This window comes from Ruegeria sp. CF1 (assembly GCF_056537445.1).
The window spans coordinates 180,059-194,314 of record NZ_JBQFRN010000001.1; the positions used below are offsets into that span (position 1 = coordinate 180,059).

Here is a 14,256-nt window from a genome sequence, read left to right on the forward strand (position 1 = left end):
TGTTAGGGAATATGCTTATTCCGGTGTGTTGGCGATTAAGAACGACACACTCGGCCCAACTTGCGTTTTTCTCCTTTGCGCCCCAATGTCCGGTATCGGTTTTGGGCTTGTGATGTGGCGGGGGTATCAAAGTGAAGTTCAAAAAACTGTATTCGGATGCTCAAGGCGAAAGCCATTGGAAAGACATCGAAGTCGAACTTGAAGAGCAAAGCTTTGCACCACCTGCGAAAGCAATCGAGATTTCAAAGCCAGAAGCTGTCAAGCAAACCATGTTCTTGAGACTCAAGAAGGGTTGGGATGAGCCAATTCATCCCACACCTGTCGCTCAAAAGCTCATTTGTCTTTCTGGCTCAGTGCGCGTGACCGCGAGCGACGGGGAATTCAGAGATATTGGTCCGGGTGACGTCTGGCATATGGAAGACAAACACGGCAAAGGCCACCACACAGTTGTAACAAGCGATGATGATTTTCTTTCGATGATCGTGCAGTACGAGTAGCGGGGGAAGCGCAGACCAAGCCCTCCTGATCAACCAAGCGCATTGCGGCACTTGCGCGGTGTAAGGCCGCTTCGTCCCGCATTGAGGTCATTGTCAGATTTATACGAACACTCCAAAATGAAAAAAACGCCGCAGGGTATCCTGCGGCGTTGCTGATTGGTCTTGCCGATAAGTGTTTACTGCTTCACTTCCGCCGCCGGGTTGGCACCCGATTTGCCGCTGCGGCCCGGGTTCAGCGGGTCGTCCTGACGCTGCACCGAACCTTCGAAATGCGCGCCGCTTTCAATGGCGATGGTCTTGTGAATGATGTCGCCTTCGACGCGGGCGGTCGAGGTCAGGCGGACCTTCAGGCCACGGACGCGGCCCACGATACGGCCGTTGACCACTACGTCATCTGCAGTGACTTCGCCCTTGATGGTGGCAGTCTCGCCGATGGTCAGCAGATGAGCGCGGATGTCTCCTTCGACGGTGCCCTCGACCTGGATATCGCCCGAGGTCTTGATGTTACCGGTGATGTGCAAATCCGAGGACAGCACCGATGCGGGTGGCTTGGGCTTGGGAGGGGTGCTGGCCTTTGTTTCAGCCGGTGCAGGTGTTGCCGGAGTGGCCGGAGCGGCTGGTTTTGCTGCCTCAGTCTCTTTCGATCCGGGTTCGTTGATTTTGCTCTTAGAAAACATTTCTCGCAGCCTTGATGTAAGTCATTGGGTTAACAGGTTTTCCGTTCACACGGACCTCGTAGTGCAGGTGTGTGCCGGTCGACCGTCCGGTGCTACCCATATCAGCAATATGATCCCCGCGCGAGACCCTTTGACCAACCTTTACGCGTACCTTGGTGTTATGAGCGTAAAGTGTCTCAATCCCAAAGGCGTGCTTGATCTTTACCAGCCGTCCGAAACCCGATTGCCAGCCTGCATGAGTGACAACACCATCAGCAGTCGCGAAGATATCGGTGCCCGAGGGGCCGGCGAAATCAGCGCCATTATGCATGCGGCGACCGCCGGTCTTTGGGTCGCGCCGCGTACCGTAGCCGCTGGTGAAACGAACCGCTGCACGCACCGGGCTGGCGAAGGGGGCCTTTTCCGCAGCGATGCGATAGAGGTTCAGCTGGTCCATCTGTTCCAGCAGGATATTGGCGCGGATCTGGTCGGGGCTCAGTTCCTCACCGCGGGTGCTGAAGGATAAAGGGGTCAGCGGACCGCCCATACCGCTATATCCGCGCCGAACTTCGTCGAGGATACGATCTGTTGGCATGCCCGCGCTGCGGAACATCTTGTCGAGAGGTTCGACCGAGATCAGCATCGCCTCTTCCAACTGGCGGAAAATCTCGTCGCTGCGCTCCTGCATCAGGCGGATTTCAAGCTCGAGCTCGTCACGCTGGTCCAACGCGCCTTGCGCATCGGCAGCGATCTGGTCGCGCTGCGCCGCGGTCCGGGCCAGGGCATCGGTCATAAATGCCATCTGTTCCGGGTTTGCCGATGCCATCGCATAAGCCGCGTCCGCATCATTGCTGGGTTGCAGTTCGGCCAGTTTTGTCCGCGCGTCTTCGCGTTGCTTCATAGTGGCACGCAGCGTGGTTTGGATCACCTCGATGCCGGTTTCCAACTCGCGCCGGCGGTTCTCGGATTCCAGCAATTCGGACTGCATGACCGAAATCTGTTCCAGAGCTGCGTTGAACCTGTCATGTGCAGCCAGCGCTTCGGCCGCACGCGCATCGCGCTCTTCCGACAGAATGTTCAGACGTTCTTGATACGTAGCCTGATCGCGCTTGGCCTGTTCCCGGAAATTGCCCGATCCGATGCTGTCCATCAACAGAACTGACGTGGCAATCGCGGTCCAGGCGACCATCACCGACACACCGGCGACTGCAGCGATCTGAGTTTCAGAACTCAGTCGGATGAACCGCGTGTCGTTGTCAGATTTCAGAAAAACACGGCGCTCTGGAAAGTGCCGCTCGAGCAGTGAGTGTAGTTTAATTGCCAGACGTGTCCGCACGCGTCCTACCTCAATTGTCCCCATATCTCGGAGCCGGTCGTGAGTGAGTAGCCGCTCCTTGACGCGATTGCATAAAGCGGTCGAGGCATTCGGGCAAGTTTGTTAACCAATCAAGAGCTATGAACGGAGATTTACCGCACGTGATCGGCGAGAACTTGCCGATAGCGAGCATTTGCTGTCAGTCCGACACAACTCCGGGTGGTGGCAGGTCTTCGGTCAGGGGCCAATAGAAATCTGGCGGCAGTCCGGCCTCGGCCCGTTTCTCTTCGTTAAATGGTGGTTTCAGCGCGCCGTGGAAATAGCGGCGGACGAGGGCGTGGAATACATCCTTGGGGTCGGCATTCTCGCGCCCGCACAAGAAGTGGAACCATTTCGAGCCATAGGCGACGTGACCAACTTCCTCGGCATAAATCACTTCCAGTGCAGCGACTGCGTCGCCAGCCTTGGCCTTGCGGAAAATGTCGATCATTCCGGGGGTCACGTCCAGCCCACGTGCCTCAAGCACCATTGGGACGACGGCAAGACGACCCATAAGATCCTGTGCGGTGTCCTCGGCGGCGCGCCACATGCCTGCATGGGCGGGCAGGGCGCCATAGTGGCTCCCCATCTGTTCGAGGCAGTCGCAGACCATCTCAAAATGGCGCGATTCTTCTTCGGCGCATTTCACCCAATCGTCATAGAAGCCGATGGGCATGGGCACATGGCCAAACCGGGCAATGATATCCCAATGCAGATCCACGGCGTTCAACTCTATATGAGCGACAGCGTGCAACAGTGCGATGCGGCCGGCCTCGGACCCCGCCCTTCGGCGCGGTACATCACGAGGCGACAACAGTTCGGGCTTTTCAGGTCGCGCAGGGTATAGCGGTGGCTTTGCGGTGCCCACTTCGATCTTGGGCGCGTCGCCTTGCCGGGCTGCGAACCAGGCAGCGGCGTATCGTTTGGACAGGGCGGTTTTCTCGCGACCGACTGATGTGGTCAAAACCTCGGTCGCCATTTCGGTCAGTGTTTTTGACACGCTTGCCCCCTTACGCTGCACTCCGCGCGGGTCATACCCTTGATGCCCGCGCGGGTCGAGAGGGCTAGAGCGCGCGTGCGGCCTCCAACACTTCGTCCACATGACCCGGCACTTTCACATTGCGCCAGACACGGGCGATTTTTCCATCCGCATCAATCAGAAAGGTCGAGCGTTCGATCCCCATGGATTTGCGTCCGTACATGTTCTTTTCGACCCAGACGCCATAATCTTCGCACACGCTCTGACCCTCATCGGACAAAAGCGGCGTCGTAAGGCCGTGCTTGGCGACAAATTTGTCATGCTTTGCCACGGTATCGCGCGAGATGCCGAAAACGTTAGCACCCGCATCCGCAAAGGCTTGTAGTTGTTCCGAGAAACCGATGGATTCCTTGGTGCAGCCCGGCGTATCATCGCGGGGATAGAAAAACAGAACGACCGCGCGGCCACGCTGTTCCGACAGGGTCACCTCGCCGCCGCCGTCGCGAGGCAGTGTAAAGTCGGGTGCGATGTCTGAGACTTCGGGCATATTCAAACTCCGGCTGAGAAATTAACGGTTGCCGCATATCATAGGGCTCCGTTGACAGGTTGAAAGGCGTGAGACGCAAATTGGTCCAGCAAGAACAGCAGGATGACACGAAGGCGGATAAGAAACCCCGCCGTCGGTCGCGGCGTCGGACCGCCGGGCTGTGGACATTGCGCGGTGTCTTCATCCTTGGATTTCTGGCACTGGTCACCGGCTTTATGGTTGTCGGCCAGCGCATGCACGCGCCGGATTGGTTGCGCGACCGGGTCGAGGCGCGCCTTGATCAGACATTGGGTGGCGTCAAAGTTCGGTTCGGCGATGTCAGTTTCATCATTCATGAAGGCTGGCGTCCGCGACTGCGACTGACTGATGTTCGTATCAGCGATGCGGACGGACGGCAGATTGCCGAAGTGTCCGACCTGCGGGCCAGCCTGTCGATGCGCCCGCTGCTGCGCGGGCATGTGCGCCCGAAGCGGATCATATTGCAAGGCGCGCAGATTGCACTGACACGGGGTGTCGATGGAGCGCTGTCGCTGACCGTCGGTGCCGGAAGTGCGCCGGTCGGTCAGGCCCGGAACCTGGCGCAGCTGATTGAATCATCGGACGAGGTGTTCCAGGCGCCTATTTTGTCAGCCCTGACCTCGGTCGAACTGGATGCAATTACGCTGGACTATCAGGACCTGCGGTTGGGCCGGTCCTGGGTGCTGGACGGCGGGCGTATTCAGGCCAACCGCAGCGCGGGTGAGGTTCGTCTGGCCACCAATTTCTCGGTGCTGGCCGGTCGCGATTATGTCAGCACGATCGAGGCCAACTATACCAGTTTGCTGGGCAGTCCCGCTGCGCAGTTCGGCATCTCGATCACCGATCTTCCCGCCGAGGATATCGCAGGCCACAGCCCGGCGCTGGCATGGATGCAGGTACTTCGCACACCGATCTCAGGTGCTTTGAGGGGGGGCATTGATACTGAGGGCGCGCTGGGGCCGGTCTTTGCCACGTTGAATCTGGGTGCAGGCGCCGTGCAGCCCACGCCTGAAACAACACCGATCAAATTCGACGCGGCGCGGACGTATTTTACCTACGACCCGAAACAACAGGCGCTGGATTTCAATGAAGTCTCGATCCAGTCTGCCTGGGGTACGGTGCAGGCAGATGGCAAGGCCTTTCTACATGGGGTCAAAGCTGGCGGGTTGGACAGTATGTCGGGGCAGTTCCGCCTCAGCGGGATTGAGATCAACCCGGCCAATCTGTTCCCCGAAGCACTGAATCTGACGCGGGCCGATGTTGATTTCCAGATGAAACTTGCGCCGTTCCGTATACAGCTGGGGCAAATGACGGTTGAAGACGGTGCACATCGCGCACGGCTCAGCGGGTCTCTGGCTGGTTTGACCGACGGCTGGGTCGCAGCCATTGACGCGCAGATTGATCGGATGAGCTCTGATCAGCTGTTGAACTACTGGCCCGAACGACTTGCCCCGAAACCGCGCCTTTGGGTCACCGATAACCTCTATCACGGAGAAATGTCCGATCTGGATTTCGCCCTGCGTCTACGGCCCGGCGAAAAGCCGGACATCTATGCGGATTTCGAATTTGACGAGACCGAGATTCGGTTCGCCAAGACGTTGCCAACTATCCAAGACGCGCAGGGGCAGGCCAGCCTGCTCAACCGGCGCTTTACCGTCTCGGCGCAAAAGGGGATTGTGATCGCGGATGAAGGAGGTACCGTTGATACCTCGGGCACCTCGTTCATCATCCCCGATACCGGCATCAAAAAAACCACCCCGGCCATTGCGCGGATTAAGGCCAGCGGCAGTGTAACCGCAGCCATGTCATTGCTGGACCGGCCGCCGCTGCAACTGCTGACCAAGGCCAATCTGCCGGTGGATCTGGCCGACGGTCAGGTCAGTCTGAGTGGAACGCTTTCCTTGCCGTTGATTAAGGGCCTGAAGCTGGAAGATACCAGGTTCCATTTTGTTGGCGAGTTGTCGAATTTGGACAGCAGCAAGCTGGTACCCGGATTTGAAGTCAGCGCAGACCGATTGGACCTGAGCGGCGACCAGACGCAAGTGGCCATCCAGGGCGAGGGGCTGTTTGGTGTTGTACCGGTTGAAGCGCTTTGGCGGCAGCCGATCGGAGGCGAAACCCCGCAGCAAAGCGAACTGACAGGTCAAATCGAACTCTCCCCGCGTTTGATGGAACAAATCAATGCCGGACTGCCGCGTGGCATGTTGACCGGAGAGGGGATCGCCGATTTCAGCCTGAGTCTTGGTGCGGGTGAGCCCCCGCGCTTGTCGGCACAGTCCGATTTGGTTGGCGTGGCGTTGGCGATCCCTGAGCTTGGATGGCGCAAATCAGCCAGCACTGGCGGCTCTCTGACTGCCGAGGCCACGCTGGGCGCTCAGCTAAGTGTCGATTCCCTTCGGATCAACGCTGCTGGTTTGCGGACAACTGCAGCGATCTCGTTCCGGGATGGCGGGTTCGAAAGGGTACGGTTCAGCACGTTCGAACTGGGCGACTGGCTTGCAGTTCCGGCTGAATTGATTGGGCGTGGTGCCGCGCTGCCAGATATCCGTGTGTTGGGCGGCGTGCTTGATCTGGGAAAATCCACCATCGGTGAGGGAGGTAGCAGCGGTGGTGCTGCCGGGCCCGGGCCAAAGCTGGATGTGAAGCTGGACCGACTACAAGTCACTGAATCCGTTGCGTTGACCGGGTTGACTGGCTCGTTTCAAACCACTGGCGGATTGACCGGCAGCTTTGCGTCGCAAGTCAATGGCGGTGCAGCGATCCGCGGTCAGGTCACCCCGCGCGCGTCCCGATCTGCGGTTGGTCTAACCTCGAACGATGCTGGGGCGGTTCTGAGATCAGCGGGGGTTCTGACGCAGGCACGCGGTGGAACAATGCAATTGCAACTGGATCCGATCGCAGAGCCTGGAAATTATGACGTCGACCTGAAAATCAAAAATACGCGGATCACGGACGCCCCGGCCATGGCAGCGATATTGAACGCGATCAGTCTGGTGGGGTTGCTGGATGAAATGGCGGGGCAAGGTATTTTCTTCGCAGCCATCGACAGCAAAATGCGTATCACTCCGACCGAGGTGAAAGTGCTGAGCGGTAGTGCCGTAGGTCCATCAATAGGGCTGTCCTTTGATGGTACGGTCGACACTGTAGCCGGGATGCTGAACCTGCGCGGCGCGATTTCACCGATCTATCTGGTCAATGCTATTGGCAGCGTTCTGACCAAAAAGGGGGAAGGTATCTTTGCCTTCAACTACACTCTGTCCGGACCGCTGTCCGACCCGCAAGTTTCGGTCAATCCTCTGTCTGGTCTCGCACCTCTGTTTCTGCGCAACCTGTTGCGCGAGCCTGCGCCAACGGTCTCGGATGGCCCGAATGCCACACCGGATCGATCTGGCGAACCCAATCCCGCCTTCCAGACACGTGGTGAGGATCGCTGATCTGAGCTGTGGCCGAATCTGTCGGGCCGATGTATGGCGCGGCCATGAAACTCAGCGACTTTGACTTCCACCTGCCCGAACACCTGATTGCCACGCGTCCCGTCAGCCCGCGCTCGTCCGCGCGACTGCTGCTTGCGCAGGGTGATGCTGTTCAGGACCGGCACGTGTTCGATCTGCCGGACATATTGCAGCCCGGGGACCGTCTGGTGCTGAACGACACCCGCGTCATTCCCGCTCGCCTCAGCGGTCGCCGCCACCGTGACAGCGCGCAAGGGCCGGTATCTGCCGCGATTGAGGCAACGTTGCTGGACCCACAATCTGATGGTTGTTGGGCCGCGCTGATCAAGCCGCTTAAGAAGATCAAACCGGGCGAAGAGATCGTATTCTCAGACGATCTGAGCGCAACCCTGGACCGAGTTGCCGATGGCCAAGCCTATCTGCGCTTTAACCTGACCGGAGAGGATTTCGATCAAGCGTTGGAGCAGGCCGGCGCGATGCCGTTGCCTCCCTACATCGCAGCGAAACGTGCAGCGGATGAACAGGACAAGACCGACTACCAAACTGTGTGGGCGCGAAACTCCGGAGCCGTAGCGGCCCCAACCGCGTCCTTGCATTTTGATGATGCGCTTTTGCAGGCGCTATCGGAGCGCGGTGTCGAGTTCACGCATGTCACGCTGCATGTGGGGGCAGGCACATTTCTGCCGGTCAAAGTGGAAGACGTGACCTCCCACAAGATGCACGCCGAATGGGGACGGGTCAGCGCGCAGGCCGCTGCCGAGATTGCGGCGACCAAAGAAGCGGGCGGGCGCGTTATCCCGGTGGGCACAACCGCCCTTCGACTGATCGAAAGCGCGGCACGCTGCGGCCGGATCGCGCCGTGGGAAGGCGAGACCGATATCTTCATATACCCAGGTTTTGAATTTCACGTCACTGATGCGCTGATGACCAACTTCCACCTGCCGAAATCCACATTGCTGATGCTGGTTTCGGCGTTGATTGGGCAGGATCGGATCAAGTCGGTCTATGACCACGCTATCGCAGAAGAATATCGCTTTTTCTCATACGGCGACGCGTCTCTGCTGATACCATAGTCGTATCTTGGCCATCTGCGCCCTTACAATGTCGTAGACAAGCGCGACGTGCTTCGTCATTGACGGCAAAGCGGACAAAACACACCGGCAATTTTGGATAGGCAGAATGCTTCAGGTTCTTTCCAGCGCTTGGGCGCTTCTTCTGGGAATGGGGTTGCTGATGGTCGGCAACGGCCTGCAGGGCACGTTGCTGGGGGTGCGTGGAGAAATCGAGGGATTCTCGACTCTAGAGATGTCCTTTGTGATGTCGGCCTATTTCCTTGGGTTCCTTGGCGGCTCGCGTCTGGCACCTGAAATGATCCGCCGCGTCGGGCACGTGCGCGTGTTTGCGGCGCTGGCCTCGTTTATCTCGGCGGTCATGATCATGTATCCGATGCTGACCGATCCAATTGCATGGTCGATTGGCCGCGTGATTATCGGGTTCTGTTTTTCGGGCGTGTATGTGACCGCGGAAAGCTGGCTGAACAATGCCGCAAACAACGAGAACCGAGGGCAGGCGCTGTCGCTTTATATGATGGTGCAGATGACAGGTGTGGTGAGTGCCCAGGCCTTGTTGCTGGTCGGCGACCCGGCAGGATATGAGACCTTTGTCATCGCTTCTATACTGGTTTCGATCTCATTTGCGCCTATCCTGCTGTCCATTTCTCCGACCCCGGCGTTCGATACCACCAAACCGATGACATTGCGCCAGCTGATGGAAACATCGCCGCTGGGCTGCGTCGGCATGTTCTTGCTTGGCGGGATATTTTCAGCGCAATTCGGGATGAGCGCCGTTTATGGCGCCCAGGTTGGATTGAGTCTGGTCGAGATTTCGACCTTCGTAGCGGTGTTTTATATCGGCGCCGTAGTCCTGCAATATCCGTTGGGCTGGATGTCCGACAGAATGGACCGCCGTCTGCTGATCATGCTGGTGGCCGCTGTTGGTGGGGTAGGCGCCGTGATAGGCATGATACTGGGCGTCACTTTCACCATGCTTCTCGTAGCTGCCTTTATCATCGGCGGCATGACAAGCCCGCTCTATTCTCTGTTGATCGCGTATACCAATGACTACTTGGAGTATGACGATATGTCGGCGGCTTCGGGCGGCCTGGTTTTTATTAACGGCTTGGGCGCTATCGCAGGTCCAATTATCACCGGTTGGCTAATGGGGGCTGGCGTGCTCGGCCCACAAGGCTTTTTCCTGTTCATCGCGGCGCTGATGTTCATCATGGCCGCCTATGCGGCCTATCGTATGACCCAGCGCGTCTACAAACCCGTGGATGAAACCGGATCGATTGCCCCGATTTACCCGACATCTTCGCCCGTTGCTCTGGAAGTTGCGCAAGAGGTCGCCATTGAGGCAGCCCAGGACGAGCAGGATACGCAAGAACCCGCCTGAGCGCCGGAAATGTGACTTTTGTGTTGCAATATGTTACTGTCACAAATCTGTAAAAGTGATTTTAATGACGTTACGTCCTGGGGAGGGCAATTACGGAGTCTAGGGCAATGGTAGGTCCTGAAGAAGTATTGAGTTTTTGGTTAGATGAGGTTGGCCCCGAGGGGTGGTACCTGCAGGATGAAGCGCTGGATGCGCGGATCCGGGATAAATTTCTTTCAACATGGGAAGCCGCGTGTGAGGGTAAATTCTCGCTTTGGCTGACCTATCCTAGCGGTTCGCTGGCCTATATTATTCTTATGGATCAGTTGCCTCGCAACATGTTCCGAGGAAGCAAACAGGCCTTTGCATCGGATCGGGCAGCACTGGCTGCAGCGAAATGCGCGGTCGACAAAGGCTGGGATCTTAAGATCGACGAACCGGCGCGGCAGTTCTTTTATTTGCCGATGATGCATTCGGAAAATCTGTGCGATCAGGAGCGCTGTGTGCGCCTTATGATCGAACGGATGCCGGAAGGCGGCGAGAGCAATCTGCTTCATGCGCGCGCTCATCGTGAAGTGATCCGCAAGTTCGGTCGTTTCCCGTATCGAAACGATGCGCTGGAACGCGCGACCACTGAACACGAAGCCGCATATGTCAGTAATGGCGGATATGGTTCGACTGTGCGCGAGTTGCAGGCCGCGACCTAGGTCGTGGGCTCACAGCCTTTTAGGATCAGAAGGCGGTCGGTGACAGTGTCGGCGGATGTCGTGATGGCATAGTCGATCAAGTCTTCTGGTTTTTCGACCAGGCCCGCCAATCGGGTCTGAGTGTCTTCCAGCTTCCCCTCCAGATCACCCAAACGTCGCAATGCCGCATTCAGCTGTTGGCGCGTGACCGCATCGAGTTGCGTGCCCTGACTGCTAAGGGTTGCAAGATCTCTGCGCAACGCGGCCAGTTCCCCACGAATTCCCTGCGCCTGATCTCGTAGCGGCGCCACGACCTGCAGGTTCTCAGCAAACCCGACCCGGATCTGATCGACAGACTGCGCAAGTTTCCACCCCAGAAACAGGCATAAAGCCAACAATATCAATGTCGCGTTCAAAAGAGCGAGCAGTAAATCTTTGAGCGTTTTAGCCATGATACGCCTTTCGAAAATCGGGAAGGTCAAAAACTGGTAGTGCATATTCGTCAGTTCTAGCCTTTGCGGTAACGTGGGTATAGGCTGAATTCAGCCCCAAATACCTGATTTGACCCCGCGTCACATATGTCGCGGGCTCTGATGTTGATGCGTTGTAAAAAATAGTTTAACGGTAAACTAGTTTTTGAACTGACCTGTGCCGAGAGGGAAACATGGCTGCACAATCTTATGATCTGATCGTAATCGGGGCTGGCCCCGGTGGCTATGTAGCCGCTATTCGCGCGGCGCAACTGGGCCTGAAGACCGCTGTTGTCGAGCGCGAGCATCTGGGTGGTATCTGCCTGAACTGGGGTTGTATCCCGACAAAGGCACTACTGCGGTCATCGGAAGTGTTTCACCTGATGGAGCGTGCCAAGGATTTTGGCTTGAAAGCCGACAAGGTCGGCTACGATCTGGATGCGGTTGTGAAGCGCTCGCGCGGTGTTGCCGCGCAGTTGTCCGGCGGTATAGGTCATCTGCTGAAAAAGAACAAAGTCGCTGTTGTCATGGGCGAGGCATCGATCCCCGCCAAGGGCAAGGTCAGCGTCAAAACAGACAAAGGCACGGAAGACCTAACCGCGAAGAATATCGTTCTGGCCACCGGTGCCCGGGCGCGCGAACTGCCGGGCCTTGAAGCGGATGGCGATCTGGTCTGGACGTACAAACACGCGCTGCAACCGCCGCGGATGCCCAAGAAACTGCTGGTCATCGGCTCGGGTGCGATCGGGATCGAATTCGCCAGCTTCTATAACACGTTGGGCGCGGACACGACCGTGGTCGAGGTGATGGATCGAGTGCTGCCTGTAGAAGATGCCGAGATCAGTGCATTTGCCAAGAAAGCTTTCACCAAGCAGGGCATGACCATCATGGAAAAGGCGATGGTTAAACAATTGGACCGCGCCAAGGGCAAGGTGACTGCGCATATCGAGCTGAAAGGCAAGGTTGAGAAACACGATTTTGACACGGTGATCTCGGCCGTGGGCATCGTCGGCAATGTGGAAAACCTCGGGCTTGAAGCCTTGGGTGTGAAGATCGACCGCACGCACGTGGTCACCGATGAATACTGCCGCACTGGGGTAGACGGGCTTTACGCAATAGGTGATATCGCCGGGGCGCCCTGGCTGGCACACAAAGCCAGCCACGAAGGCGTGATGGTAGCTGAGCTGATCGCGGGCAAACACGCACATCCGGTCAAGCCTGAAAGCATCGCGGGCTGCACTTATTGCCAGCCTCAGGTCGCTTCGGTTGGGTATAGCGAAGCCAAGGCCAAAGAGCTGGGCTATGAGATCAAGGTCGGACGCTTCCCGTTCATCGGCAACGGCAAGGCCATCGCGCTTGGTGAGCCCGAGGGACTGATCAAGACCGTCTTCGATGCCAAGACTGGGGAACTGCTAGGTGCACACATGATCGGTGCCGAAGTCACAGAGCTTATTCAGGGCTATGTGGTCGGTCGCCAGTTGGAAACCACTGAAGAAGACCTGATGAACACCGTCTTCCCGCATCCGACGCTGTCTGAAATGATGCATGAAAGCGTGCTGGATGCCTATGGACGCGTGATCCACATGTAAGGACAGGGGGCTCTGCCCCCGCCGCGGCAAGCCGCGACTCCCCCGAGATATTTATAGCCAGATGAAGCAGGGGATCCGTACTTCATCTGGCCGAAAATACCTCGGAGCGCGAGGCAGAGCCTCGCAAAGGATCCTCATTTATTTATTGCTTCCAATATACGGGCCCACGAGCGGATGCCTTTGTGGAAGCTTTTGACGTCGTATTTCTCGTTCGGCGAGTGGATGGCATCATCGTCATTGGCATACCCAACCAGCATCGAATCCAGCCCCAACACTGTATTGAAATATCCAACCACCGGGATTGATCCGCCCATCCCGGTGAAAACGGCCTCGCGATTCCACTCGTCCGAAAGTGCTCTGCGGGCCGCTTCGAATTCTGGGCGGCTAAGGTTCATCACCGAAGCAGGAGAGCCTTCGAGATCACTGTCCCAGACCACTTTTGCATCCGTAGACAGGCGCTCTTCGACATGTTTGCGGATCCTTTTGCGGAGCGCGTCCGGGTCCATGTCGCCGACCAGGCGGCAGGTGATCTTGCAATGTGCCTCGGACGGGATAACGGTTTTGGATCCCGCGCCGTTGTAACCTCCCCAAAGGCCATTCACTTCGAGCGTGGGTCGCGCCCATTGTTGTTCCAGCGTGGAATAGCCTGTTTCACCGTGCGGCTCGGTATAGCCAACCGAATTCAGGTATTCCGCTTCATCGAACCCGCAATTCTCCCATTGGCGCAACTGCTCGGCCGGGACTTCGTGTACGCCTTCGTAAAAACCTTCGACTGCGACGCGGCCGGTTTCTTCATCATAGAAGGATGCGACGATGCGCGACAGTTCCCGCAGCGGGTTCAGACCCGGCCCGCCATAGTGGCCCGAATGCAGGTCGATGCGGGGACCGATGATTGTGAATTCATCCTTGAGCATGCCGCGCAATTGCGACGCTATCGAAGGCACCCCCCGCGACACCATCGAAGTATCACAGACCAGCGCGAGATCCGCCTGAAGCTCGGATTTGTTTGCTTTGAGAAATGGCACGAGCGAGGGCGACCCGGATTCTTCCTCACCTTCGAAGAAAAACGTGATGCGGCAGGGCAGGGTGCCATGCACTGCTTTCCAGGCGCGGCAGGCCTCGACGAAGGTCATCAGTTGGCCTTTGTCGTCAGAAGCGCCGCGCCCGCGTATCACCTGTCCGTGTGGAGTGTCTTCCAAAGCCGGATCGAAAGGATCGCGTGTCCACAGCTCCAGCGGATCGACAGGTTGCACATCATAGTGCCCATAGAACAGAACATGCGGCCCACCGCTGTCCTCACCGACATGGCCAACGACCATGGGATGTCCCGGAGTTTCGCGCTTTTCGGCTGCAATACCGATACTTTTCAGATCCGCCACCAGCCAATCGGCAGCCAGGTCGACTTGGTCCTTGAAGGCCGGGTCAGTCGAGATGGAGGGAATGCGCAGAAACTCCATCAGGCGGTCGATGGAGGTGGTCAGATCGGCGTCGATCCGGCTCAGTACAGCGTCAAGCGACATAGGGGTCTCCTGGGAAGGTCTTGAAATTGGGCAGAGCCTATCAGCATGGGCGGTACCG

The 14,256-nt window shown here is 57.7% G+C and carries 12 protein-coding genes; 6 read left to right on the top strand and 6 right to left on the bottom strand.

Going from position 1 to position 14,256, the window contains the following annotated elements; translation table 11 throughout:
- Positions 1 to 131 precede the first annotated feature (131 nt).
- On the top strand, positions 132 to 497 hold the full coding sequence (locus ACRZ96_RS00930; RefSeq protein WP_008758336.1) for a cupin domain-containing protein: 366 nt from the start codon (positions 132 to 134) through the stop codon (positions 495 to 497).
- Positions 498 to 673: 176 nt separating this feature from the next.
- On the opposite strand, the gene ACRZ96_RS00935 is transcribed toward ACRZ96_RS00930, so the two are convergent.
- The 4 genes from ACRZ96_RS00935 to ACRZ96_RS00950 form a co-directional block, all read right to left on the bottom strand.
- Positions 674 to 1,174, bottom strand: coding sequence for a bactofilin family protein (locus ACRZ96_RS00935; protein WP_170396528.1), 501 nt, complete (start codon positions 1,172 to 1,174; stop codon positions 674 to 676).
- Positions 1,164 to 2,489 (bottom strand): DUF5930 domain-containing protein, encoded by a 1,326-nt coding sequence (locus ACRZ96_RS00940; RefSeq protein WP_170403063.1) that lies wholly within the window; start codon positions 2,487 to 2,489, stop codon positions 1,164 to 1,166. The genes ACRZ96_RS00935 and ACRZ96_RS00940 overlap by 11 nt, the downstream gene beginning before the upstream one ends.
- Positions 2,490 to 2,667: 178 nt before the next feature.
- On the bottom strand, positions 2,668 to 3,486 hold the full coding sequence (locus ACRZ96_RS00945) for a ferritin-like domain-containing protein (RefSeq protein WP_480814287.1): 819 nt from the start codon (positions 3,484 to 3,486) through the stop codon (positions 2,668 to 2,670).
- An 85-nt stretch (positions 3,487 to 3,571) separates the two neighbouring features.
- Positions 3,572 to 4,033 (bottom strand): peroxiredoxin, encoded by a 462-nt coding sequence (locus ACRZ96_RS00950; protein WP_480814147.1) that lies wholly within the window; start codon positions 4,031 to 4,033, stop codon positions 3,572 to 3,574.
- A gap of 68 nt (positions 4,034 to 4,101) precedes the next feature.
- On the opposite strand from ACRZ96_RS00950, the gene ACRZ96_RS00955 reads away from it, so the two are divergent.
- The 4 genes from ACRZ96_RS00955 to ACRZ96_RS00970 all read left to right on the top strand — a co-directional run bounded on the left by ACRZ96_RS00955 (position 4,102) and on the right by ACRZ96_RS00970 (position 10,640).
- The gene (locus ACRZ96_RS00955; RefSeq protein ID WP_480814148.1) at positions 4,102 to 7,485 is read left to right on the top strand and encodes a YhdP family protein; all 3,384 of its coding nucleotides are present in this window, start codon (positions 4,102 to 4,104) and stop codon (positions 7,483 to 7,485) included.
- Positions 7,486 to 7,529: 44 nt separating this feature from the next.
- Positions 7,530 to 8,576 carry a tRNA preQ1(34) S-adenosylmethionine ribosyltransferase-isomerase QueA gene (gene queA, locus ACRZ96_RS00960; protein WP_480814288.1) on the top strand — a complete coding sequence of 349 codons (1,047 nt, stop codon included), beginning with the start codon at positions 7,530 to 7,532 and terminating at the stop codon, positions 8,574 to 8,576.
- 106 nt (positions 8,577 to 8,682) lie between these two features.
- Complete coding sequence (locus ACRZ96_RS00965; protein ID WP_170422201.1) at positions 8,683 to 9,954, top strand: MFS transporter; 1,272 nt, start codon at positions 8,683 to 8,685, stop codon at positions 9,952 to 9,954.
- Positions 9,955 to 10,061: 107 nt separating this feature from the next.
- The gene (locus ACRZ96_RS00970; protein WP_170396541.1) at positions 10,062 to 10,640 is read left to right on the top strand and encodes a DUF924 family protein; all 579 of its coding nucleotides are present in this window, start codon (positions 10,062 to 10,064) and stop codon (positions 10,638 to 10,640) included.
- Here the strand turns inward: ACRZ96_RS00970 and ACRZ96_RS00975 are convergent.
- Entirely contained in the window at positions 10,637 to 11,071 is a 435-nt protein-coding gene (locus ACRZ96_RS00975) for a hypothetical protein (RefSeq protein WP_480814149.1), read from the bottom strand. The two genes, ACRZ96_RS00970 and ACRZ96_RS00975, sit on opposite strands and share 4 nt — an antisense overlap.
- Positions 11,072 to 11,283: 212 nt before the next feature.
- Between ACRZ96_RS00975 and lpdA the strand changes: the two genes are divergently transcribed.
- The gene (lpdA, locus tag ACRZ96_RS00980; RefSeq protein ID WP_480771520.1) at positions 11,284 to 12,678 is read left to right on the top strand and encodes a dihydrolipoyl dehydrogenase; all 1,395 of its coding nucleotides are present in this window, start codon (positions 11,284 to 11,286) and stop codon (positions 12,676 to 12,678) included.
- Positions 12,679 to 12,812: 134 nt separating this feature from the next.
- On the opposite strand, the gene ACRZ96_RS00985 is transcribed toward lpdA, so the two are convergent.
- Positions 12,813 to 14,198: a dipeptidase gene (locus ACRZ96_RS00985; RefSeq protein ID WP_480705106.1), complete on the bottom strand. Its 1,386-nt coding sequence runs from the start codon at positions 14,196 to 14,198 to the stop codon at positions 12,813 to 12,815.
- Between the last annotated feature and the right edge of the window lie 58 nt (positions 14,199 to 14,256).